This is a genomic window from Streptomyces atratus, assembly GCF_040655115.1.
GTDB lineage: Bacteria > Actinomycetota > Actinomycetes > Streptomycetales > Streptomycetaceae > Streptomyces > Streptomyces atratus_D.
Genome location: NZ_JBFAJH010000072.1, coordinates 1 through 22797 on the forward strand (window position 1 = coordinate 1; position 22797 = coordinate 22797).

Here is a 22797-nt window from a genome sequence, read left to right on the forward strand (position 1 = left end):
TGATCGCACCCGCGATCCGCGACGACGACCGTGCCGTCAGCTCCCGCTTACGCGCCGCCCACGCGTCCGTGCTGTGCTCCAGACCATCCGCACAGTGAGCCCTGAGATCACCGGAAGCCAGCGCACCCTGGTGCTCGCCGACCGCGCGCAGCACCATCTCGTCGTGGGGGGTGAGGTGCTTGAACCGGTCACGGATCGCCACCCCGCAAGACCCGGGCACCACGAAGGGCACGGCCAACTTCCGCAGACCACCCACCACATCGCCCCCGCCCAGGCCGGACACCTGCCACCCGACCCAACGAGCAGCAGCCACCAAGGTCACCCATTCGGCCCCAGAACCCCCGTTCCCGCCCCCCGCGAATGCACCGCCAGGAATCACTCCCGCACGCCACCACTCACCTCGGCTCAGTAAACCGACCGCAGCTCGCAACCCCTTCTCGATGGTCCGGGGCCGCGTGGTGTTCTCACCGCGCGGCCCCGGGTCGTTTCTGATCACCATTGACGCAGGTCCGGTGGCCTTATAACTTCACTATACGGATTGTTGATTCCGAGAAGCGGAAACAGTGGCACTGTGGAGGGTGTGGACATGGGTCAGCAGGAGAAGGTGGCAACGAGCCTCGCCGGTGCGGTCAGCGAGGAGATCAGCGCCTCCCTCACCGCGGTGGACGCCGAACTCGCCCGCCGCTACCCGGGAGACCCCGGCACCCGTCAGCCCGTCCACACGGTCTACGTCCCCGGCGACACCTTTGCCGCAGAGACCATCCGCTCCTGGGGCGATCAGGCGCTCCGCGCCCTCGACGAGCATGCCCCCGACGCGGCCTCGTTCGCCGCTGTCCTCGGCATCCCGGAGGAGCTCGCCGTGCCCGTTCACGACCGCGTCCGCGCCAAGCTGGAGCGCGAGCCCGTCGAAGACCTGCGCATCGACTTCGAGGACGGCTACGGCCCCCGCCCCGACGCCGAGGAGGACGAGGCCGCCGCCCGCGCCGCGCGGCTGGTCTCGGAGGCGTACCAGAACGGCACGGCGGCCCCGTACATGGGCATCCGGATGAAGTGCATGGAGGCCGCCGTACGCGACCGGGGCATCCGCACCACGGACATCTTCCTCACCGGTCTGATGCAGGCGGGCGGGCTTCCCGAGGGCCTGGTGCTCACCCTTCCCAAGGTGACGTACCCCGAACAGGTCACCGCCTTCGTCCGGCTCCTCGACGCCTTCGAGCAGGCCCACGGCCTGCCGTCGGGCCGGCTCGGCTTCGAGATCCAGATCGAGACCAGCCAGTCCATCCTCGCCGCCGACGGCACCGCCGCCGTGGCTCGCATGATCGACGCCGCCGGGGGCCGCGCGACCGGCCTGCACTACGGCACCTTCGACTACAGCGCCTGCGTCGGCGTCAGCCCCGCGTACCAGGCCAGTGACCACCCGGCCGCCGACCACGCCAAGGCCGTCATGCAGGTGGCCGCCGCGGGCACCGGGGTACGTGTCTCCGACGGTTCGACCAACGTCCTCCCGGTCGGCCCCACCCACCAGGTCCACGAGGCGTGGCGGCTCCACTTCGGGCTCACCCGCCGTGCGCTGGCCCGCGCCTACTACCAGGGCTGGGACATGCACCCGGGCCACCTGCCGACCCGTTACGCGGCCGTCTACACCTTCTATCGCGAGGGCCTGGAACAGGCCGCCGCCCGCCTCGCCGCGTACGTCGCCAAGGCCGGCGGCGACGTCATGGACGAGCCCGCCACCGCCAAGGCCCTCAGCGGATACCTGCTGCGCGGCATCGACTGCGGCGCACTCGACACCACCGAGGTCGCGCGCCTGACGGGGCTGGCGCGGGCGGACCTCGACGCGTTCGCCTCGCCTCGGCGCGGGGGACTGACGGTGACGGCACCGTAGGTCACGGGCCCCGGCCCGTACCGTCTCAGCCCCGCAGGAAGGTCTCGACGGTCCCGCTGAAGCGGGGGGGGATCGTCGAGCCAGGGGAAGTGGCCTGCGCCCGGCTGGACGGTCAGTTCGGCCCTGGGGAACAAGCCTGCGACGGTGGCCGCGACGCGAGGAAGCGGACCGCTGTCCAGCTCGCCCGCGAGGACCAGGACCCGGGCGTCCAGCGCGGCAACGGCCTCGCGGGCCGCGGCGGGGGCGAAGGCCTGCCGCGGTCGCCGCTGTGCTGGGCCGCTCCCGCACCCTGCTTCTGACCGACTTCGACACCCCCGCGTCGACCACCGCGCTCGCCCGGCGTTCCGGACTGTCCGCGGCCGGCGTCTCCCAGCACCTCACGGCCCTGCGCGACGCGGGCCTGGTGACCGCCCGCCGGGCCGGACGCTCGGTCCTCTACGCACGCACCTCCGTGGCGGACGCCCTGCTGACGCCCGCCGGAAGCTGACCGGGCCGCTCCGGGTCAGGCAGGCGGCAGTTCGCCCGAGCCGCGGGCGATGAGGGACGTCGGCAGTTCCACCCGTGCCGGGGCGTCGTCCGCGCCGTCCAGCCGGCGGAAGAGGTGCTCGGCCGCCGTCCGGCCCACGGCCGCGGCGTCCTGGGAGATGACCGTGATGCCCAGCAGGTCAGCCAGTTCGATGTCGTCGAACCCGACCAGGGCGACCGGCCGCTCCCGCTCCGCCAGCACGCGCACCGCGGTCACCGTCACCCGGTTGTTGCCCGCGAAGAGCGCGGTGACCGGTTCGGGGCCCGAGAGCATCGCCTCGGCGGCCGCCCTGACCCGCGCCGGGTCGGTGGAGCCGAGAGAGACCCAGGAGTCCTCGACGGTGATCCCGGCGTCCGTCATGGCGGCGTGATACCCACGCAGACGCTCGGTGGCCGTGTGGATACGCGGTTGGTCACCGATGAAGCCGATCCTGCGGTGTCCGTGCGCGATCAGATGGGCGACACCCTGCCGGGCGCCGCCGAAGCTGTCGGAAAGGACGATGTCGGCGTCGATCCGGCCCGCCGGGCGGTCCACGAAGACGGTGGCGATCCCCGCCTTCATCTCCGGCTCCAGGTAGCGGTGGTCGTCGCCGGCCGGAATCACGATCAGCCCGTCCACCCGGCGGGCGCACAGCGCGAGCACGAGCTCCTGCTCGCGCTCCGGGTCCTCGGCGCTCGATCCGTTGATGAGCAGGGCACCGTGCGCGCGGGCGACCTCCTCGACGGCGCGGCTCAGCGGCCCGTAGAACGGGTCGGCGAGATCCTCCAGGACCAGGCCGATGGAGGCGGTACGGCCCTTGCGGAGCACCCGCGCGCTGTCGTTGCGGCGGAAGCCGAGTGCATCGATCGCCTCCTGGACCCGGCGCTCGGTGTCCGCTGTGACCCCCGGCTCGCTGTTGACCACGCGGGAGACCGTCTTGAGTCCTACTCCCGCCCGGGCGGCCACATCCTTCATGGTCGGCCGGTTGCCGTAGCGGGGCTCGGAGTGACGGGCGGTCTCTGCCACGATGCGCTGTCCTGTCGTCGGGTGCGGGCTGTCCGGCCGGTCGCAGACGGGTGCTGCGGAGGTGCCGGAGGCTGTGCCGTCGAGCATAGGCCCTGGACAACGTTGTCAACTGAATAGAGACTATGCAGACTATTTACTGAAGCTGCAGGTCCCCGCCCCCTCACTCATCCGGAGCCCACACCGATGCATACCGACCTCGTCGCCGCGCTCGACATCGGCGGCACCAAGATCGCCGGCGCTCTGGTGGACGGCAGCGGCACGCTCCTCGCGCGGGCGCAGCGGCCGACGCCCGCCCAGGAGAGCGGCGAGACGGTGATGGGCGCGGTGACGGACGCGCTGGCCGAGCTGACGGCCTCGCCGCTGTGGGGAAGGGCGACCGCCGTCGGTATCGGCAGCGCAGGTCCGGTGGATGCCTCGGCGGGGACGGTCAGCCCGGTCAACGTTCCCGGCTGGCGTGACTTCCCGCTGGTGGACCGGGTACGGAGGGCCGCCGGGGGGCTTCCCGTGGAGCTGGTCGGTGACGGGGTCGCGATGACCGCGGCCGAGCACTGGCTCGGTGCGGCCCGCGGTTACGACAACGCGCTGTGCCTGGTCGTGTCGACAGGGGTCGGCGGCGGTCTGGTCCTCGGCGGCAAGCTGCACCCCGGTCCCACCGGCAACGCCGGTCACATCGGTCACATCAGCGTGGACCTGGACGGGGACCCGTGTCCGTGCGGCTCGCGCGGCTGTGTGGAACGGATCGCCAGCGGGCCGAACATCGCCCGCCGCGCCCTGCAGGGCGGCTGGCACCCCGGCCCCGACGGCGATGCCACGGCCGCCGCTGTGGCCGCCGCCGCGCGGGCCGGACATCCGGTGGCGGTCGCCTCGTTCGAGCGCGCCGCGCAGGCGCTGGCCGCCGGAATCGCCGCCACCGCCACACTGGTCGAGATCGACATCGCCGTGATCGGCGGGGGAGTGGCCGGTGCGGGCGAGGTCCTCTTCGCCCCGCTGCGCCGCGCCCTGCGCAGCTACGCCACCCTCTCGTTCGTCCAACAGCTCACGGTGGCACCCGCGGTGATGGGTACGGACGCGGGCCTGGTGGGCGCCGCGGCCGCCGCCTCGGCTGTCAGGCCGGGCGGGGCGACGGCCGCGGCTGTACTGAGCGGCTGAACCGGGTTCGGTCGCGGAGCGGGTCCGCCTCCGACCAGTGTCCGCCGACCTGTCCCGTCCGGCAGCCGAGCGATGTCCGGCAGTCGAGCCCGCCCGATGGCCGTGCCCATGACCGGAACTGTGCCAAAAGCGACTCCTCGTACTCCGTGCCCGCCCGGCCCCGGACCGGGCGGGCACTCGTACGGGACCTGGCACCCATGCCGGACTCAGCCCTGTTCCGGACCGGGTGCCGGCCGGGCAGGCGTGCCGGACGTGGCGCTCATACCATGCGGGGCAGCCGTACCGGACCTGGCACCCCATACCGGACCCGGTGCCGGACTCAGCACCCGATCCGCAGGTCCGCCCAGTCGGCGTGGTCGGAGTCGATCCCGTCACCGCCGTCGGTGACCACCAGACGTACCACCTGCGCGCCGCTCACATCCGCGGTGATCGGCTGTGCGGCCGTCGCGTTGGTCAGGACCCCGGTGGACGCCACCTTCACGCCGTCCGCCCAGATCTCGAACGCCACCGTGCCCTTGGCGCCCTTCTCGTCGTCGACTCCGACCTGGGCGGTCACGGCGCTGCACGCGTCGCCCGCGTAGAACTCGACGGCGCTGTCCGCGTGTACCCCGAGTCCCTTGGCGAGGACGGTGCCGCCGATGGTCAGGGGATTGCCATCGCCCGCCTTGCTCTCACCGTTGCTGGTGTCCTTCTCGACCGGACCCCAGCCGTTGGACGCGGAGAGTTGCGGCAGATCGCTCAGATAACTGCTGCCCGCCGGGGGCGCCACCACCACATGCGCCTGGAACGGCACCGAGGAACGCACGCGCGTCCCGGTCGATGACCGGTACTGGGCGCTGAGCTTCAGATCGTACGTACCGGTGGCCGTGCCCGCAGGAGGCGTCACCTGCCAGTGTGTGGTCAGCGCACGGCCGGTGGGCACGACGTCGGTGCCGGTCGGCGACAGCGCCTCGATCTGTCATCCCGACGGGCCGGTGAGCGTCGCGGAGACGCTCTTGGCAGGCGTACGGCCCAGATCCGTGAACGTCGTCGTCAGCGGTGCGCTGCGGTCGGCCTCAACCAACGGGCTGCCGGTCAGACCGAGTTCCACGGCCGGCGGGTACGCTGCCCACTTGCTGTCGGCGGCGGACCTGTGGCAGCACACGACGTACAAGATCGGCTTCTGCGTCTTCGTCCTCGCCAATTTCATGCGGACCCTGCCGCAGGAGATCCTGGAAGCCGCCGTCGTCGACGGCGCGGGCGTCTGGACGCAGTACTGGCGGATCACACTGCCGCTGTGCCGCCCGGCCCTCGCTGCCCTCGGCACACTTCAATTCACCTGGATGTACAACGACTTCCTCTGGGCCCTGGTCTTCGTCTCCGACGGCGACAAGCTGCCCATCACCTCCGCCCTCAACAATCTGCGCGGGCAGTTCTTCACGGACTACAACCTTCTCGCCGCGGGCTCGGTGATCGTCGCTCTGCCGACGCTTGTGGTCTTCCTGCTGCTGCAGCGGCACTTCATCGCGGGGCTCACACTGGGGTCGAGCAAGGGATAGGTCCGACCTGGGTAAACATGCGCGACGACACGTAAGGACACACAGCGATCAGCCTGCTGCGCAGCCGTAGCCAGTGCATGCACAGCGGTCCCACCACGGTGGTCGGGGGCGTTGTCGTGTGTGGCTGCTCGGACGGCAGTTGGCACGGGATAACGCCGGTCAAGTCCAGCGCGGCGACGGACCCCTCACGGTCGCCTGCAGCGAGGATGCGCGGCAGCAGGACGAAGCACGGGACCTGGCGAGTTTCGCCCGGAGGTCGACAACGTCGAACAGGCGGGCAGTCATGTCGCCCACGACGTGTCCAACAGACCTGTCGTGAGGGAGGTCGTACGGCCTCGGTGCTCCGGTCTCGCGGCGGCGGACCGATGAGTCGGGAGCGCCGAGGCATGTCAACTGCCCCTCGCGGAGGGACGGATCGCCGTGTGAGTGAAATTCCCATGCAATCCGGCAAGCCGACCGGAAGACTTCCGGCATGAAGAAGATTCCCACCATGTTCGTCCGCGACTTCGACAATCGTCCCGCGCACGTCCTGCCCGAGGTGACGCCCGGCTGTGATTGGGTGCTCGCCGGGGAAGGGCAGGCAACCCGCAAGTACGACGGCACATGCGTGATGCTCGACGAGGCCGGCAAGTGGTGGGCGCGACGCGAGGTGAAGCCCGGCAAGACGCCGCCGCCGAACTATGTGGTGATCTCCACCGACGAGGAAACCGCCAAGACCGTCGGCTGGGAGCCGATCGATCAGTCGTCATTCGCGAAGTTCCACGCAGAAGCGGTTCAGAACCACGGACCCAGCGACGGGATCACTGGGACGTACGAACTGATCGGCCCGAAGATCAACGGAAACCCGGAGCACAGCAAAGTCCACCTCCTCGTCGAGCACGCCGATGCGCAGAACGTCGTCGTGCCGGAGCTGACGTTCGAGGGTATCCGCAGCACCGTGCTGGCACTGGCGGCATCAGAGCGGTGCGAGGGAATCGTCTGGCACCATCCCGACGGAAGGATGGCAAAGATCAAGGCGCGCGACTTCGCCCCAAAGCCGTCGTGACGGCCGGAGTCGACGCGGCTCACTCCGCCCCTCGCTGAACGTCCGTCGGATATCGACGCACACGCCCCCGCCCGGATCAACCGGCGCGGGGGCGCTGTCGTGTCACTCCACGTGTATCGCTGCCTGCCGGATTTTCGCTCGGCGGTCTCGTCGTCAACCGGTGCCTCGCGAGGCAGGACCAGGGGGTGAGCTGGTGCGCCCAGTGTTGTCGGTGGATGTGGACGGACCGCTGAATCCGTATGCGGCGAAGCCGCACCGACGGCGCGAGGGTCATGAGAGGCACCGGTTGCTGACGCCTCGCTGGGAGGTCGCCGAACAGCGTCGGACGGCTGGTGCGCGGCGCGCCGCCGCTTCGCGGGGAGGGGTGCGCCCGCAGCGGACGATCAAGGGAAAGGGGAGTACCCACTCCTTTCCACTCTCAACTTATAGCGCACAGGGGGGCTTGCGGCAAGACCCGGGTCGTGCCGCAGAATCAACGGCCGAAGCCAGAATCTGCGGAAATGTGAGACGCGAAAATGCGTGTGTTGTTGGCGGGGTACGACTCGCGTGGGGGCGTCGAACCGCTGGTGGGACGTGCGGTGCGGTTGCGGGACTTCGGCGTGGAGGTGTGCACGCCACCGGACGAGGAGTTCGCGGAGCGGCCGGCCGGTGTCGGCGTGCCGCTGGTGCCTGTCGGCCAGTCGGTGCGCGCGCTGGACGACTGCTTCGCCGTCGGCGAGGTCAACCACCAGGCACTGTTCCGTCGGGTGGCCGCCGTCGTGCACCACGGTGGCGCGGGCACGACGACGACGGCCGCCCGGGCCGGCGCGCCCCAGGTCGTGGTACCCCAGGGGGTGGACCAGCCGTACTGGGCCGGTCGGGTGGCCGGCCTGGGCATCGGCACGGCACACGACGGTCCGACTCCGACCACCGAGTCCCTTCCGGCAGCGCTCAGGACCACCCCGACCCCCGGGACCAGCGCGCGAGCAACCGCCGTGGCCGGCACGATCCGCGCCGACGGGACAACGGTGGCCGCGAACTGCTGCTCGACGCGATCACCCGAGTAAGGCCGCCCGTGTCCGCGTGAACCACACGCGATCACCGAGCCAGGACCCAGAACACGAGAACCTGCAAAACCTGGCGACCTGAACCGACAACGGCCACGGGGTCCACATCAGGCGGAGCGTTGCTCGTCATGGCCACCGGGTTCGTCGCGCCGGTCCGGACGCCTGGCTGCACGCGATGGTCGCACCCGACCTCAGATCGGAGCTCATGACGTGAACGCCCTGACCACCAGCGCGTTTGACCTTCCCGACCACCTCTCCCCCAAGTCCGACCCGGCGCTGATCGCCGGCGATGAGCAGCACTTCGCGGCCGTCGCGGAGTGCCTCGCGCAGTCGATCAACGATCTGTCCGACCGCCTCGATGCCGAGCGCAAGGCGCCCGGCGGCAAAGGCCGGCAGGCGATGGACCGGGACTTGGAGATCCACCGGCTGACCGCTCGCCTGCGCGCACTGCGTCGCTTCGGTCTGGACCTGTGCCTCGGACACATGGTCAGCGCGGACAACTCCGAGCCCGTGTACGTCGGACGCCTCGGCCTTACGGACAGCGCGGGTCGCCGGCTGCTGCTCGACTGGCGCTCCCCCGCGGCTGAGCCGTTCTTCGGAGCCACCCACGCCAACCCGATGGGCCTGGCAAGCCGCCGCAGGTATCGCTGGACCCGCGGCCGGATCAGCGACTACTGGGACGAGGTGTTCGCCTCGGACGGGTTTGCCGGGCACGCCGCGCTCGACGACCAGTCCGCCTTCATCGCCAGCCTGGGCAGCAACCGGTCGGCACGGATGCGAGACGTGCTCGGCACCATCCAGGCCGACCAGGACGCCATCATCCGCGCGGGATCCCGCGGTGCTCTCGTCGTCGACGGCGGTCCGGGTACGGGGAAGACCGTCGTCGCTCTGCACCGCTCCGCCTACCTCCTCCACTCCGACCCTCGCCTCGGTCACCGCCGGGGCGGGGTGCTGTTCGTCGGTCCGCACCAGCCCTACCTGGGCTACGTAGCCGACGTCCTCCCCAGCCTCGGAGAGGAGGGCGTGCAGACGTGCACCCTGCGCGACCTCGTCGCCGAGGGGGCCGCAGCAGCGATCGAGGCCGACCCGAACGTGGCCCTCCTGAAGTCGTCCGCGAACCTGGTGAAGGCGATCGAGACGGCCGTCAGGTTCTACGAGGAGCCGCCCACCAGGGGGATGACGATCACGACTCAGTGGTCCGACGTCCGGCTGAGCGCCGACGATTGGGCCATGGCGTTCGAAGCAGCAGAACCCGGTACTCCGCACAACGAGGCGCGTGACCAGATCTGGGAGGAGCTGCTCACGATCCTGGTGGACAAGCACGACGGCGACGCCTCGGACGACCAGCTCCGCAAGTCGCTGCTGCAGAACAGGGAGCTGCTCACGACCTTCGACCGCGCGTGGCCGCTGCTCGAAGCGGCCGACCTCGTCGGAGACCTGTGGTCGGTACCCGCCTATCTGCGGAAGTGCGCTCCCTGGCTCAGCCCCGATGACGTGTCGCAGCTGCAGCGCGGGGACGCCCAGGCCTGGACGGTGTCCGACCTGCCGCTCCTGGACGCAGCACGGCAGCGGCTCGGCGACCCGGAGGCGTCGCGACGTAAGCGTCGGCACAACGCCTCCGTCGTCGCCGAACGCGCGCACATGGCCAAGGTCGTCGACGCCCTGCTCGAGGCCGCTGACGACGGTGAAGGTGTGGTCACGATGCTGCGCGGACAGGACATGCAGGACACCCTGGTCGACGAGACCGCACCGCCCGGCACCGAACCGGACCTGCTCGCCGGCCCGTTCGCGCACATCGTCGTGGACGAGGCTCAGGAACTGACCGACGCGGAGTGGCAGATGTTGCTGCTCCGGTGTCCGTCCCGGAGCTTCACCATCGTCGGGGATCGCGCCCAGGCCAGGCACGGGTTCACGGAATCGTGGCAGCAACGGCTCGAGCGGATCGGGCTCGACCGGATCAACCTGGCCTCCCTGAGCATCAACTACCGGACGCCGGAAGAAATCATGGCGGAAGCCGAGCCGGTCATCCGGGCCGTGCTCCCGGACGCCAACGTGCCGACCTCTGTCCGCAGTGGCGACGTCCCCGTCGTCCACGGATCTGCTGCGGATCTGAGCTCGATCCTCGACACCTGGCTCGCCGCACATGCCGACGGGATCGCCTGCGTCATCGGCGATCCCACGTTCCGGACGACGGCCCGCGTCCGGTCACTGACCCCGGAGCTGTCGAAGGGGCTCGAGTTCGACCTGGTCGTCCTCATCGACCCAGAGGCGTTCGGCAAGGGCATCGAAGGAGCGGTCGACCGTTATGTCGCGATGACCCGAGCGACCCAGCAACTCGTCATCCTCACGAGCTCCTGACGTCGGCCGGACGAACGCCCACTCCCGGCCGAGTCGGTGGCGTTCCTGGACGCCGGCACACCACCGGTGCAGCGCGTCATGAGGCGGAACTTCGTCATCCGCCCGATGCCCCTGGGCTTCATCGGCTGGAGCCCCTGGCGTAGGTGGGGCTCGTGCGATCCCCCCGGTTCCGGCCGACTGCGCGGGAGGCTGCACCACCCGGGCGCCGACGGTGGCGCACAGTTCAGCGAGTCCCGTCTCGCACTCCCTGCTGTGTTTCGCCGAGGACGGTGCAGCGATCCCCCACGTCGACAGCGTGACGTGGGGGATCGACGTGCGAGGGGAGGGGGCAGGGCGGGCAGATCTGCGGACGCCAAGAGGCGGTGAGACCACACGGAGAGTCCCGTCCGCCTCGCGCGGTACCGGTATCCTGGGGTACGGGCGGTACGGCACCGCGCTGCCTGGCGGCCTGATCCCGGGACGGGCAGGTGCCGGCCCCGCAGCACGGCGCCCGCGTGGGCACCCTCTCGCTGCAGAGGGGGCCGCACTTCACCGCCGATGAGGCGCGGGCAGTGTCAGTGGCGGCTGCGATGCTGCACGCATGGACGAAATCATGCGACGTCGGGTGTACGGCGCCGACCACGACGATCCTGATCCGGGCCCGCAGCCCGGGCATGCATACCGCGAGCTGGTCGGCGGCCCGCTCGACGGGCTGCTCCTCGACGTGACGGGCCGGTCGGAGGTGGCACTCGCCGACGGGGCCGCACTGGTCACTGAGATCGGCATGCACGGGCCGGGTGGCAGGTCGGAGTACGGGCCGCGGGCAGACGATCCGCTGAAGTGGGATTGGCAGGGAGACACCCCCTGAGTCAGGTGGCCTCGTACTGGTGTGCTGCGGCGCCTTGCCATTCCACCAGGGCGGGGGTGTCAAGGGCCCGCTCCGGGTCTGCCATTCCGGCGTCGGCGAGGAACACAATGATGTCGTGGTCGCTGTGCGCCAGCCCGAGCCTTTCGTCACGGCCGTTGATGTGGACGGTGACGAGCCTTGCGCCGGACGGTGTGGGCGCGTGAACGATGATCGGTGGAGTCGCCATGGTTCCAGGGTGGCGCGTGCTGCCGGTGGGCGCGCATCTGACTGGTCCGGATGCGTGGTGCACGAGGACCCGCCGGCGCGTCGTCGTGCGGGTCACCCCCGTCAAGGTCACCGGCAGGCTCTGACACCGTGACCGGATTCCGGCCGTGGGCCGTGGTGGAGGGCGCGGGGTGGCGTCACTGGCCCCGGTCCGCCGCCTGTTGCGGCACGACCACCAGGAACGCGTCCTCCTCCAGGTCCATCACGACCTCGGCCGCCACACCCTCGCCCCGGCGCGCGGCCGCGAACTCCTCCGCGGGCCAGCTGCCTCGCGGACCTCCCGCGGGAAACCGCTCCAGCACTGTGCGCTGCACCATGCACCCCCTTGCCTCGTCGGCTCCAACGACACCCCGCCGTCCCCGTTACGGCCGCCCGGACGCCTGGCTTGTACGGTCCGATGCCTGCCGACGGGCGTCCGGTACCTGCTTTCGTGCAACAACATCGCCACAGCAGGGTTTTCGCGGCAGGGTGTTGCGGGCAAGCCACAGGGGGCTACGGAAGAGGGGGGAACCGTGATCGTCTGGATCAACGGTGCGTTCGGCGCGGGCAAGACGTGCGCCGCGCGCGAACTGGTCGATATGATCCCGAACAGCACCTTCTACGACCCCGAACTGATCGGCGGGGGACTGAGATACCTGCTGCCCCAGAAAAGGCTCGCCGAGGTGACCGACTACCAGGACCTGCCGATCTGGCGGCGACTGGTGGTGGACACGGCTGCCGCTCTGCTCGCCGAGGTGCCCGGGGTGCTTGTGGTGCCGATGACGCTGCTGCGACAGGAGTACCGCGACGAGATATTCGGAGGGTTCGCCTCCAGGCGCATTCCCGTGCGACATGTACTGCTCTCACCTGAGGAAACGATCCTGCGGCAGCGGATCGCCGAACGTGAGGACGTACCGGACGACCCGGAAACCGGCGAGCGGGTGCGGCAGTGGGCGTACGAACACATCGAGCCCTACCGGACGGCGCTCGGCTGGATCACCGCGGACGCGCACGCCATCGACACCAGTGCGCTGACCCCGTACGAGACGGCCGGGCGCATCGCCGACGCCGTACGCACGGGGGCCGCCGGCGTGTGCGAGATCGTGCAGACGCCCGCGCCGACCGCGGAGACCATCGCCGCAGGGGTGCTCCTCTTCGACGAAAACGACCGGGTCCTGCTCGTCGACCCCACGTACAAACCCGGCTGGGAGTTCCCCGGCGGGGTGGTGGAGCCCGGCGAGGCACCGGCACAGGCCGGGATACGGGAGGTGGCCGAGGAGATAGGGATTCAGCTCGACCGGATCCCGAGCCTGCTGGTCGTCGACTGGGAGCCGCCGGACCCGCCCGGGTTCGGCGGGCTGCGGCTGCTCTTCGACGGCGGGCTGCTGCACTGCCAGGACGCCGAACGGCTGCTGCTGCCCGGCTCCGAACTGCGCGGCTGGCGGTTCGTCACCGAGACGGAGGCCGCAACGATGCTGCCGCCCCGCCGGTACGAACGGCTCCGCTGGGCGCTGCGGGCCCGCGAGCGGTCAACCGTGCTCAACCTGGAGGCCGGAGTCCCGGTCGGCTGACTCCCGCAGTACGGCGGCGGCGTCGACGGTGAGGGGATCGCCGTGCCCGAAACAGACCGTGGACGGGGCCAGGGCCGCCAGCCGCCGGAACGAGACCAGTGCCTCGGCCCGGTCCGTGTTGAAGACGCCCAGCATCACCTGGCCCACCGCGGCCACGCAGTCGCCCGTGAACAGCACACCATGGTGCGGCAGATGGACGGCGACGGACCCCGGTGTGTGCCCGGGGGAGTGGACCACGCGTGCCCCGCCGCCGAAGGGGAGTTCGTCGCCGTCGGCCAGCTCATGGTCGACCCGGGTCGGCGGGGCCGAGGGCACGGTCAGCGCATGCTCGTACAGCGGACGTTCCCAGTCGAGCAGTACGGGGTCGGGGATCCGCTCCTCGCCACGGATCGCCGGGGCGTCGAGCCGGTGCGCCAGGATCTCGGCCCCGTACCGGTCGGCGAGCTCCTGAGCGGCGCCGTAGTGGTCGCGGTGGCCGTGGGTGATGACGATCCGGCTGATCCCGGCCGGGTCCAGGCCCAGGTCGTGCACAGCGTCCTCGATGGCGGCCGCGGCATCGATGGCGCCTGCGTCGATCAGGGTCAGGTCCGCGCCGTCGCGCCAGAGATACGCCTGGCCGATCGGGAAACGGAACATGTGCAGCTGGGGGAGCACCTCTACGGGATCCATGTCCTGAAGGTACGCAGACGCGGCCGTCCGCCGCATGGATCTACGCTCTGGGCGAGCTTCGCTCAACGCGTAGCACGGAGCAGGTGTGGGCCGTGTGCGTGCGGGCCGGAATCCGCACCGACCGGGTCCGTACCGGAGGGTGCGTCGCAGCAGGTGGCGCGGGCGCGCCGGGGGACGGGTCGGTGGACGCCCGCGCCCCCCTCGGGCAGGAACCCCGCGCGGCGAAACCCGCGGACCGGGTGCGGACAGTCGGATCCGGGGACGGTCGTCCACCCCTCGGGCGGCCGCACCCCGCGTGTGAGAAGTGCGTCCGCCCGGAAACAGGTGATGCGACGTCAGGCGCGCTTGGATTCCGCGTAGTTCTGCAGGAACAGTGCCTCGGCGACCGACAGCCGCTCCAGCTCCTCGGGCGACACGCTCTCGTTCACCGCGTGGATCTGCGCCTCCGGCTCGCTCAGACCGATCAGCAGGATCTCCGCCTCCGGGTAGAGCGCGGCGAGGGTGTTGCAGAGCGGGATCGAGCCGCCCATTCCGGACGTCTGCATCTTCTCGCCGGGGTACGCGGCCTCCATCGCCTGCGCCATCGACGTGTACGCCGGGCTGGAGGTGTCCGCGCGGAACGCCTGGCCCTGGCCGACCTGCTCCACCGAGACCCTCGCCCCCCACGGGGCGTGCGCCTTCAGATGAGCGGTCAGCAGCTTCGTCGCCTCGGCCGCGTCCTGGCCCGGCGGCACCCGCAGGCTGATCTGTGCCCGCGCGCTCGCCTGCAGCGACGGCGTCGCGCCGACCACCGGCGGGCAGTCGATCCCGATGACGGTGACGGCGGGCCGGGCCCAGATCCGGTCGGCGACCGTGCCCGTACCGATCAGCTCCACACCGTCGAGGACCTTCGCGTCCTTGCGGAAGTCGGATTCCGGGTACTGCAGCCCGTCCCAGACGGCGTCCGTGGTGAGCCCGTCGACGGTCGTGGTGCCGTCCTCGGCGCGCAGCGACGCCAGCAGCTGGATCATTGCGGCCAGCGCGTCGGGCGCCGCGCCGCCGAACTGCCCGGAGTGCAGGTTCCCTTCGAGGGTGTCGAGCGTGACCCGCAGCATCGTCATGCCGCGCAGTGTCGCGGTGACAGTCGGCAGACCGACCCTGAAGTTGCCGGTGTCGCCGATGACGATGGTGTCGGCGGTCAGCAGCTCGGGGTGCGCCTCCGCGTACCGCTCCAGACCACCGGTGCCCTGCTCCTCCGAACCTTCGGCGATCACCTTGACGGAGACCGGGATGCCGCCGTTCGCCTTGAGCGCGCGCAGGGCGAGGAGATGCATGATGAAGCCGCCCTTGCAGTCGGCCGCGCCGCGGCCGAACCAGCGGCCGTCGCGCTCCGTCAGCTCGAACGGCGGGGAGAGCCAGGCGGACTCGTCGAGCGGCGGCTGCACGTCGTAGTGCGCGTAGAGCAGTACGGTCGGGGCGCCGGCCGGGCCGGGCAGAAAACCGTAGACCGACTGGGTGCCGTCGGGAGTGTCGAGCAGGGCGACGTCCTGGAAGTCCTCGGTGCGCAGAGCGTCGGCGACCCAGGATGCGGCCGCCTCGCACTCGCTCTTCGGGAACTGCGCGGGATCCGCCACCGACTGGAAGGCCACCAGCTCGGTCAGCTCCGCCTTGGCACGGGGCATCAGCGAGGCAATGGTCTCGGAAATCGGATGGGCGGTCATGGGCACGCTCCTCGTGGGTGCGACGTTATGTGTACGAATCCGTCTGCGTGAACGCCGTGTGTGCGGCGCTGCATGTATGACGAACGCACGGTCGATCCTCCCACAGCGGGGACCGGTCGCAAGGCGCCGTAGGATGCCGTGAGCAGCTTGGGCCACTGGTCGGGATCGGGAGCAGAAGCACATCGTGAGCAGCGAGAACGCAGACGCCGGACGTGAGCTTGAAGAGTCGTCCGTGTGGGATGTCGTCGTAGTCGGCGCCGGACCGGCGGGAGCCTCCGCGGCCTATGCGGCGGCGGTCGCCGGGCGGCGGGTGTTGCTGCTGGAGAAGGCGGAACTGCCCCGCTACAAGACCTGTGGCGGCGGCATCATCGGGTACTCCCGTGACGCGCTGCCGCCCGGATTCGAACTGCCTTTGCAGGACAGGATCCACGCGGTGACGTTCTCGCTCAACGGCAGGCTGGCGCGGACCCGCAGGTCCAGGCGGATGCTCTTCGGGCTCATCAACCGGCCCGAGTTCGACGCGGGTCTGGTCGAGGAGGCGCAGAAGGCGGGCGCCGAACTCCGCACCGGGGCGTCGGTGACCCGGGTCGAGCAGCACGGCGTCTCGGTGCCGGACCGGCGCACGGTCGCCCTGGTACTGTCCGGCGGCGAGACCGTCCTGGCCCGCGCGGTCGTCGGCGCCGACGGCAGCGCGGGACGCATAGGGGCCCATGTCGGGGTGAAGCTCGACCAGGTGGACCTGGGCCTGGAGTCGGAGATCCCGGTCCCGGCCACCGTCGCGGAGGACTGGGCCGGACGGGTGCTGATCGACTGGGGTCCGATGCCCGGCAGTTACGGGTGGGTGTTCCCGAAGGGCGACACCCTGACGGTCGGTGTGATTTCGGCGCGCGGTGACGGCGCGGGGACCAAGCGGTATCTGGAGGACTTCATCGCCCGGCTCGGTCTTGCCGGGTTCGAGCCGAAGATCTCCTCCGGTCATCTCACCCGCTGCCGCAGCGACGACTCGCCGCTGTCGCGCGGGCGGGTGCTCGTCTGCGGCGACGCGGCGGGGCTGCTGGAGCCGTGGACCCGCGAAGGCATCTCGTTCGCCCTGCGTTCCGGGCGGCTCGCCGGTGAGTGGGCGGTCCGGATCGCGGAATCGCACGACGCGGTGGATGCCCGTCGCCAGGCGCTCAACTACGCCTTTGCCATCAAGGCCGGGCTGGGCGTCGAGATGGGCGTCGGTCGGCGCATGCTGAAGCTGTTCGAGCGCCGCCCCGGAATTCTGCATGCCGTGCTGACCGGATTCCGGCCGGCCTGGAAGGCGTTCGCCGGCATCACCCGCGGGACGACCTCGCTGGCCGAACTGGTCCGTACCCACCCGCTGGCGCAGCGGGCCCTGTCGGCGATGGACCGTTAGGCCGTTTCCCGACGATCATCCTGCCGACCGGATCAAGACGCCGGTGGGCCGGACTCCGGGCCGGTGGGTGGCGGTTACGTCGTAGCGCGCGGCCTGGGCCCCGCCGTCGACGGCAACGGTTGATGCGCACCGTCCGGAGGGTGCTGCGGCCGTGGTGGGCGAGCCCGTCGACTCCCGGTGGCCTGCCGCAGGCCCGGCCGCGACACCTGCGGCGGCGACCTGATCCGCGGGCTGGGGGACCACTGCTCGAATGCCACGTCGGCTCGTGGGAGAGAACGGTCCGGGAAGAGGCCCGGATCGACCTGCCTGGCAGTCGTATGCCCGTGACGACCGCGTGCCGAGGCGCGGGTGTGGGGGCGTGCCGGTCCGGGTCAGGACGTGACCGTGATCCGGAAGATCGGGTGGTCGGGGGCGATGCGGCGCAGCTCCTCGACGGACGAATCCGGGCCGACGCCGCCGAAGAACGCCCCTACCTCCGCCTTCCAGCGCTTGAGGTAGGCGCGCAGCAGTTCCGGCTTCTCGTCGTCGGGGACCTCGACGGCGGTGAAGACGTCGGTCTTCTTGCCGAGGTGGAGCTCGCCGCCGCCGGCCGCACGCATGTTGTGTGTCCACTGGACATGGCCACGCGGCGCGACGAGATACTGCTGCCCGTCCACGGTCAGGAGGTTGACCGGGGTGCGGCGCCACTCGCCGCTCTTTCGCCCGCGGACGGCCAGGACTCTCGATCCCCAGACGCTGATGCCGCGCCGGGTGATCCAGGCGACGGTGCGGTTGAAGATGTTGACCGTGAACCAGCCGGGCTTCTGAACATGCACGGACATGAGATTCCCCTGAGTGGAAGGTGTGAGCACTGCTCTCGCTTGAGATCAGTGTGCACGAGCTTGGTGCTCAAATGCAAGAGCGCTGCTCTCGTAATTGGTCAGTGCTCCGAATTGTGGCAGACTGAGCTCCATGACCACCATTCGAGGAGCCAGGGAACGGGCCCGTATCGAAGTCACCGCAGCCATCAAGGACGAGGCGAGAAAGCAGCTCGCGGCCGAAGGCGCCGCGAAACTCTCGCTGCGCGCCGTCGCACGTGAGCTGGGCATGGTCTCGTCCGCGCTGTACCGCTACTTCCCCAGCCGCGACGATCTGCTCACGGCCCTGATCGTCGATGCGTACGACGCCGTGGGCGAGGCCGCCGAGACCGCCCACCGGGCCTCGTGCGACGCCCCGGCAGGACCGGCCTCCCCTCTCGCCCGCTGGATCGCGGTCGCCTGCGCCGTACGCGAGTGGGCCCTTGCCCACCCCCATGAGTACGCCCTCATCTACGGCTCGCCCGTGCCCGGGTACTCGGCACCCCAGGCGACCATCGGCCCCGCCTCGCGCGTCGGCCTCGTTCTCATCGGGATCGTCGAAGACGCCCGACGCACGGACGGTCTCGCCGTGCCGCCGCTTGCCGCGGAACTGCGGCCCGAGGCCGAACGAATGGCCGCCGACCTCGCACCCGATCTTCCTCCGGCAGTTGTCGCCGCTCTCGTGGCCGCGTGGTCGCAGTTCGTCGGGCTGATCTCCTTCGAGATCTTCGGGCAGTTCAACCGGATCGTCGAGGCCCGGGAGGTCTTCTTCCGGCAGGCGGTCGCCGACCTCGCCCGTAACGTCGGAGTGCTCGACGACCGGACCGACCGCACGGCCACCAGCAGCGCCGATGCCGACGCAGGAGCCTGACTCTGTCCGCCTGCCCGCCCGGCCGCCTGCCCGCCCGGCCGGATGCCCGCCCGGCCGGATGCCCGCCCGGCCGGATGCCTCGCCTGCGTCGGCCGGGTACTCCACAGGGAGTACGTGTGATCACCACGCCCGGCTGACGCCGCCGCCGAAGCCCGCGGTCTAGCGTTGGCCGGTATGGAAGAGCAGTACTCACACGGAAGCGGCGGCAGGCCCTGGGAGCAGGGCGGACCGCCGCACCGGCGGCCCTGGGCGCACGCCGGCCCCGAGGGCCCCCGGGGACCGTGGGGCCCCTGGGGACACGACGGGCCGTCGCGCTGGCTGACGGGGATGCGCGAGCGCTCCGCCACTCGGCTGCCCTGGCCGTCCACCATCCTCCTCGGCGTATTCGTCATGGTCGGCTCTTCCGTCGCGGCCCGCGCCCAGCTCGGTGAGCGCGCCCCGTTGGACCTCTTCGCCCGGGTCCTGCTCTTCACCGCCGTCGCCGTACTGCTGCTGCGCCACCGCCGTCCCGTCCTGGCGGTCTTCGTCAGTGCGGCCGCGGCCATGGTCTATCTGGGCGCCGGGTATCCGTACGGCCCGGTTTTCCTGGCGGTCGCCGTCGGCTGCTTCAGCGCGGTTGTCGCAGGGCGCCGGCGGGCGGCCTGGTCGGCCGTGGGAATGGTGTGGCTGGGGCATCTGCTGATGACGCACTGGTTCTACCGCTGGCTGCCGCCGAGCAGCGACTCGGCTGCACCCTGGGGGCAGGAACTGGGCGTCGCCGCCTGGGTGGTGGCGATCGTCGCGGCAGCGGAGTTCGTACGCGTACGCCGCGAGCAGTGGGCCGCCCAGCGTGCCCAGCGGGAGGCTGCCGAGAAGCGGCGGGCCGACGAGGAACGGCTCCGGATGGCCCGGGAGCTCCATGACGTGCTCGCCCACAGCATCTCCGTCATCAATGTCCAGGCGGGTGTCGGACTCGCCCTGCTCGACTCCGACCTGGAGCAGGCCCGTACGGCCCTCACCACGATCAAGGCGGCCAGCAAGGAGGCGCTCGGCGAGGTCCGCCAGGTCCTCGACACGCTCCGTGCCCCGGGAGACGCCCCCAGGGCCCCGGCCCCCGGGCTCGAGCGGCTGCCCGAGCTCGTCGACCAGGCGGCGAGCGCCGGACTGACCGTCACGGTGGAGACGGAAGGCGTACGCGGCGCCGTCCCGCCCGGTGCGGATCTGGCCGCCTTCCGGATAGTGCAGGAGGCGCTGACGAACGTGGTGCGGCATTCGTGCTCGCGCACCGCACGGGTCCGGATCGGTTACGGGACCGGCCGCGTGCGGCTCGGTATCGACGACGACGGCCCCGCCACCGGCAGCGAGGCGGGCGGCAGCGGCAACGGGCTGGCCGGTATGCGGGAGCGGGCCACCGCACTGGGCGGCACGATCGAGGCGGGATCCCGGGCCGACGGCGGTTTCCGGGTACGGGCCGAGATTCCCCTGCACCCGGCGTCGAGCGTGGACGCCGCGTCGGCCATGGACACTGTGCAGGACACGACGGGGGAGAGAGCGTGATCCGCGTACTGCTCGCCGACGACCAGCTGCTGGTCCGCGCAGGATTCCGCGCCCTGCTGGACGCCCAGCCGGACATCGAGGTGGCGGGCGAGGCCGCCGACGGGGCGGAAGCCGTGCGTCTGGTGCGTGAACTGCGCCCGGACACCGTGCTGATGGACATCCGCATGCCGCATCTCGACGGTCTCGCCGCAACCCGCACCATCACCGGCGACCCGGAGCTGAAGGAGGTCAAGGTGGTCATGCTCACCACCTTCGAGCTCGACGAGTACGTCTTCGAGGCGATCCGGTCCGGTGCCTCCGGTTTTCTGGTCAAGGACACTGAACCCGAGGAGCTTCTGCGGGCGGTACGGGCTGTCGTGGCCGGTGACGCCCTTCTCTCGCCGGGGGTGACGCGTCGCCTGATCGCCGAGTTCGCGGCCCGTTCCAAGGAGCCTGCGGCCGCGGCGGGCCTGGGCGATCTGACCGAACGGGAAAGGGAAGTGATGGCGCTGGTCGGCATCGGTCTGTCCAACGAGGAGATCGCCCATCGGCTGGTCGTCAGCCCGCTCACTGCCAAGACCCATGTCAGCCGGGCCATGGTGAAGCTCGGCGCACGCGACCGGGCCCAACTGGTCGTTCTCGCCTATGAGTCGGGCCTCGTACGGCCCGGCTGGCTCGGCTGAGACGGAGCCTGCGGGCGGAGCGTGTCCATCGGGCGACCGCGCCCCCGGCGGGGGAATCCCCACAACACGTCGACGAGGCGGGCGACGAAGACGACGGCGGAGACGATGGCCCCGCTGAGGAGCACCACTCGCTCCGCCACGCGCGACAGATCGAGGTACACGGTGGTCGCGCCGACGGCGAAGAACGCGACCGCGGCCAGAACAGTCCCGCTGACCAGGGCGAAGACGATCTCGACGGTCATCGCGTCCCGGTCTTCCTGGCTTCGTCGCCCCATGTCCGAAGTTTCACAGGGGCGGTGGGCCGCGGGCAAGGACGCCTCGCCGCCCACCGCCCCGTTCCCCCGTGCCGGTTGGTCATGGGGGCGGCGGACCGGCCGGTCAGTCCCGGACCCCCACCTTCTCGGCGGCTGCCGCCTCCGCGGCCGCCCGGACGCCGGCGGACGACGCGACCAGCACCGTGTGCTGAGCGGGCCGGCTGCGGCGCAGGCCGGTCAGGGTGATCAGCAGCCCGATGAACGCGATCACCGTCACCACCAGCAGGCCGGGACGGTAGCTGTCGAGGACCGCCTGCGGGGAACCGTCACCGCTGCCGTGCGCCGTGATCACCGCGGTGACGACGGCCAGGAAGATCGCCCCGCCGACCTGGATCGAGGTGTTCAGCAGACCGGAGACCATGCCCTGCTCGTCGTCGTCCACTCCGTTGGTGGCCTGGATGTTGAGCGACGGGAAGGTCAGCGCGCAGGCCGCCCCGAGCAGCAGCATGGACGGCAGGATGACCGCCGCGTACGACGGGGTGAGGGTGATCCGCAGGAAGAGCGCGTAGCCGACGACGAGGAAGGTGAAGCCGGCGGCGATCACGCGCGGCGTCCCGAACCGGTCCACCACATCGCCGATCTTCGTCGACGACAGTGCGACCAGCACGCCGGCGGGCAGGAAGGCCAGCGCTGTCTCCAGGGCGGACCAGCCGAGGAGTGACTGCATGTACTGGGTGACCAGGAACTGGAAGCCGACATAGCTGCCGAAGAACGCCGCGGCGCCGAGCTGGGCCCTGACCTGGCTGCCGGAACGGAGCACACCGAGCCGGATCAGCGGGTTCGCGGTACGCCGTTCGATGGCGACGAAGACGGTGAGCAGCACGGCGACGGCGAGGAACGAAAGCAGCGTGCGGAGGGACGTCCAGCCGGCCTCCGGGGCCTGCACGACGGTGAACACCAGCAACAGCATGGAGGCCGTGCCGGTGACGGCACCCGGGAGGTCGTACCCGCGACGGGTGTTCTCGCGGCCGCTGTGCGGGATCAGCTTCAGACCCGCGACCAGAGCGAGCAGTGCGATGGGGGCGGGCAGCAGCATGGTCCAGCGCCACGACAGCTGGGTGAGGAGCCCGGACAGCACCAGGCCCATGGAGAAGCCGGTGGCCGCGCAGGTGGTGTAGATGGACAGGGCGCGGTTGCGCTGGGGTCCCTCCTTGAATGTCGTGGTGATGATGGAGAGCCCGGCCGGTGCGGTGAATGCGGCGCTCAGACCCTTGATGAAGCGGCTGGCGATCAGGAGCGGTCCGGAGTCGACGAATCCGCCGAGCAGCGAGGCGAGGGCGAAGACGCCGAGGGCGATCAGGAAGACCTGGCGCCTGCCGAGGAGATCGGCCGCACGCCCGCCGAGGAGCAGCAGGCCGCCGTAGCCGAGGATGTATCCGCTGACGATCCACTGCAGGGTCGAGGTGGTCAGACCGAGATCGTCGGCGATGGACGGCAGAGCGACGCCGACCATGGAGACGTCGAGCGCGTCCAGGAACATCGCGGCGCAGAGCACGAGCAGGGTGCCCCACAGGCGCGGGCTCCAACGCTCTTGGAAATCGGGGACGTTGAGCGGAGTGGTCATGGCGAGGACAGTACATGCATATGCATTGAATGC

General features: G+C 70.7%; 18 protein-coding genes and 5 pseudogenes. 13 read left to right on the top strand and 10 right to left on the bottom strand.

The window, feature by feature from the left end; genetic code table 11:
• Positions 1-313: pseudogene (locus AB0I23_RS37885) on the bottom strand (hypothetical protein); the annotation flags it as partial.
• Between the two features lie 273 nt (positions 314-586).
• On the opposite strand from AB0I23_RS37885, the gene AB0I23_RS37890 reads away from it, so the two are divergent.
• Both AB0I23_RS37890 and AB0I23_RS37895 read left to right on the top strand, forming a co-directional pair.
• Entirely contained in the window at positions 587-1885 is a 1299-nt protein-coding gene (locus tag AB0I23_RS37890; protein ID WP_359117031.1) for a DUF6986 family protein, read from the top strand.
• Positions 1886-2117: 232 nt separating this feature from the next.
• Positions 2118-2372: pseudogene (locus AB0I23_RS37895) on the top strand (helix-turn-helix domain-containing protein); the annotation flags it as partial.
• Positions 2373-2387: 15 nt separating this feature from the next.
• Here the strand turns inward: AB0I23_RS37895 and AB0I23_RS37900 are convergent.
• A complete protein-coding gene (locus AB0I23_RS37900; RefSeq protein ID WP_359117034.1) occupies positions 2388-3416 on the bottom strand; it encodes a LacI family DNA-binding transcriptional regulator in 1029 nt (342 codons plus the stop codon).
• A 183-nt stretch (positions 3417-3599) separates the two neighbouring features.
• On the opposite strand from AB0I23_RS37900, the gene AB0I23_RS37905 reads away from it, so the two are divergent.
• Positions 3600-4565, top strand: a complete 966-nt coding sequence (locus tag AB0I23_RS37905; RefSeq protein WP_359117037.1) for an ROK family protein — start codon at positions 3600-3602, stop codon at positions 4563-4565.
• Positions 4566-4884: 319 nt separating this feature from the next.
• Here the strand turns inward: AB0I23_RS37905 and AB0I23_RS37910 are convergent.
• A pseudogene (locus AB0I23_RS37910) lies at positions 4885-5697 on the bottom strand (NPCBM/NEW2 domain-containing protein); the annotation flags it as partial.
• A 16-nt stretch (positions 5698-5713) separates the two neighbouring features.
• On the opposite strand from AB0I23_RS37910, the pseudogene AB0I23_RS37915 reads away from it, so the two are divergent.
• The 5 genes and pseudogenes from AB0I23_RS37915 to AB0I23_RS37935 form a co-directional block, all read left to right on the top strand.
• A pseudogene (locus AB0I23_RS37915) lies at positions 5714-6103 on the top strand (carbohydrate ABC transporter permease); the annotation flags it as partial.
• Between the two features lie 472 nt (positions 6104-6575).
• Entirely contained in the window at positions 6576-7148 is a 573-nt protein-coding gene (locus AB0I23_RS37920) for an RNA ligase 1 family protein (protein ID WP_359117039.1), read from the top strand.
• A 695-nt stretch (positions 7149-7843) separates the two neighbouring features.
• Positions 7844-8214 (top strand): annotated as a pseudogene (locus AB0I23_RS37925) (glycosyltransferase); the annotation flags it as partial.
• A gap of 190 nt (positions 8215-8404) precedes the next feature.
• Complete coding sequence (gene helR, locus AB0I23_RS37930; protein ID WP_359117042.1) at positions 8405-10552, top strand: RNA polymerase recycling motor ATPase HelR; 2148 nt, start codon at positions 8405-8407, stop codon at positions 10550-10552.
• Between the two features lie 580 nt (positions 10553-11132).
• Positions 11133-11399, top strand: coding sequence for a hypothetical protein (locus AB0I23_RS37935; protein ID WP_359117045.1), 267 nt, complete (start codon positions 11133-11135; stop codon positions 11397-11399).
• 1 nt (position 11400) lies between these two features.
• Here AB0I23_RS37935 and AB0I23_RS37940 read toward each other — a convergent pair whose 3' ends face one another.
• Both AB0I23_RS37940 and AB0I23_RS37945 read right to left on the bottom strand, forming a co-directional pair.
• Positions 11401-11625, bottom strand: coding sequence for a hypothetical protein (locus tag AB0I23_RS37940; protein ID WP_037696060.1), 225 nt, complete (start codon positions 11623-11625; stop codon positions 11401-11403).
• Positions 11626-11800: 175 nt separating this feature from the next.
• Complete coding sequence (locus AB0I23_RS37945; RefSeq protein ID WP_359117047.1) at positions 11801-11980, bottom strand: hypothetical protein; 180 nt, start codon at positions 11978-11980, stop codon at positions 11801-11803.
• 195 nt (positions 11981-12175) lie between these two features.
• Here AB0I23_RS37945 and AB0I23_RS37950 point away from each other — a divergent pair, with 195 nt between their 5' ends.
• Positions 12176-13213, top strand: a complete 1038-nt coding sequence (locus AB0I23_RS37950; protein ID WP_359117050.1) for an NUDIX hydrolase — start codon at positions 12176-12178, stop codon at positions 13211-13213.
• Here the strand turns inward: AB0I23_RS37950 and AB0I23_RS37955 are convergent.
• Both AB0I23_RS37955 and AB0I23_RS37960 read right to left on the bottom strand, forming a co-directional pair.
• A complete protein-coding gene (locus tag AB0I23_RS37955; RefSeq protein WP_359117053.1) occupies positions 13172-13882 on the bottom strand; it encodes an MBL fold metallo-hydrolase in 711 nt (236 codons plus the stop codon). The two genes, AB0I23_RS37950 and AB0I23_RS37955, sit on opposite strands and share 42 nt — an antisense overlap.
• A gap of 335 nt (positions 13883-14217) precedes the next feature.
• On the bottom strand, positions 14218-15582 hold the full coding sequence (locus tag AB0I23_RS37960; RefSeq protein ID WP_359117055.1) for a dipeptidase: 1365 nt from the start codon (positions 15580-15582) through the stop codon (positions 14218-14220).
• 184 nt (positions 15583-15766) lie between these two features.
• Here AB0I23_RS37960 and AB0I23_RS37965 point away from each other — a divergent pair, with 184 nt between their 5' ends.
• On the top strand, positions 15767-16981 hold the full coding sequence (locus AB0I23_RS37965; protein ID WP_359117058.1) for a geranylgeranyl reductase family protein: 1215 nt from the start codon (positions 15767-15769) through the stop codon (positions 16979-16981).
• Between the two features lie 371 nt (positions 16982-17352).
• On the opposite strand, the gene AB0I23_RS37970 is transcribed toward AB0I23_RS37965, so the two are convergent.
• A complete protein-coding gene (locus AB0I23_RS37970) occupies positions 17353-17802 on the bottom strand; it encodes a nitroreductase family deazaflavin-dependent oxidoreductase (RefSeq protein ID WP_359117061.1) in 450 nt (149 codons plus the stop codon).
• 130 nt (positions 17803-17932) lie between these two features.
• On the opposite strand from AB0I23_RS37970, the gene AB0I23_RS37975 reads away from it, so the two are divergent.
• From AB0I23_RS37975 to AB0I23_RS37985, 3 genes are all read left to right on the top strand, one after another.
• The gene (locus AB0I23_RS37975; RefSeq protein WP_359117064.1) at positions 17933-18688 is read left to right on the top strand and encodes a TetR/AcrR family transcriptional regulator; all 756 of its coding nucleotides are present in this window, start codon (positions 17933-17935) and stop codon (positions 18686-18688) included.
• A 165-nt stretch (positions 18689-18853) separates the two neighbouring features.
• Positions 18854-20224: a sensor histidine kinase gene (locus AB0I23_RS37980; RefSeq protein ID WP_436847058.1), complete on the top strand. Its 1371-nt coding sequence runs from the start codon at positions 18854-18856 to the stop codon at positions 20222-20224.
• On the top strand, positions 20221-20886 hold the full coding sequence (locus AB0I23_RS37985; RefSeq protein ID WP_359117070.1) for a response regulator transcription factor: 666 nt from the start codon (positions 20221-20223) through the stop codon (positions 20884-20886). The genes AB0I23_RS37980 and AB0I23_RS37985 overlap by 4 nt, the downstream gene beginning before the upstream one ends.
• On the opposite strand, the gene AB0I23_RS37990 is transcribed toward AB0I23_RS37985, so the two are convergent.
• Entirely contained in the window at positions 20847-21161 is a 315-nt protein-coding gene (locus AB0I23_RS37990) for a DUF6332 family protein (protein WP_359117072.1), read from the bottom strand. The genes AB0I23_RS37985 and AB0I23_RS37990 overlap by 40 nt on opposite strands.
• 103 nt (positions 21162-21264) lie before the next feature.
• Complete coding sequence (locus AB0I23_RS37995; protein WP_359117075.1) at positions 21265-22764, bottom strand: MFS transporter; 1500 nt, start codon at positions 22762-22764, stop codon at positions 21265-21267.
• Positions 22765-22797: the final 33 nt, after the last annotated feature.

Coding starts and splice junctions, on each gene's coding strand:
- AB0I23_RS37935 (WP_359117045.1), top strand. CDS start 11,133: ATGGACGAAATCATGCGACGTCGGGTGTACGGCGCCGACCACGACGAT.
- AB0I23_RS37945 (WP_359117047.1), bottom strand. CDS start 11,980: ATGGTGCAGCGCACAGTGCTGGAGCGGTTTCCCGCGGGAGGTCCGCGA.
- AB0I23_RS37990 (WP_359117072.1), bottom strand. CDS start 21,161: ATGGGGCGACGAAGCCAGGAAGACCGGGACGCGATGACCGTCGAGATC.
- AB0I23_RS37955 (WP_359117053.1), bottom strand. CDS start 13,882: ATGGATCCCGTAGAGGTGCTCCCCCAGCTGCACATGTTCCGTTTCCCG.
- AB0I23_RS37890 (WP_359117031.1), top strand. CDS start 587: ATGGGTCAGCAGGAGAAGGTGGCAACGAGCCTCGCCGGTGCGGTCAGC.
- AB0I23_RS37920 (WP_359117039.1), top strand. CDS start 6,576: ATGAAGAAGATTCCCACCATGTTCGTCCGCGACTTCGACAATCGTCCC.
- AB0I23_RS37995 (WP_359117075.1), bottom strand. CDS start 22,764: ATGACCACTCCGCTCAACGTCCCCGATTTCCAAGAGCGTTGGAGCCCG.
- AB0I23_RS37970 (WP_359117061.1), bottom strand. CDS start 17,802: ATGTCCGTGCATGTTCAGAAGCCCGGCTGGTTCACGGTCAACATCTTC.
- AB0I23_RS37960 (WP_359117055.1), bottom strand. CDS start 15,582: ATGACCGCCCATCCGATTTCCGAGACCATTGCCTCGCTGATGCCCCGT.
- AB0I23_RS37975 (WP_359117064.1), top strand. CDS start 17,933: ATGACCACCATTCGAGGAGCCAGGGAACGGGCCCGTATCGAAGTCACC.
- AB0I23_RS37940 (WP_037696060.1), bottom strand. CDS start 11,625: ATGGCGACTCCACCGATCATCGTTCACGCGCCCACACCGTCCGGCGCA.
- AB0I23_RS37905 (WP_359117037.1), top strand. CDS start 3,600: ATGCATACCGACCTCGTCGCCGCGCTCGACATCGGCGGCACCAAGATC.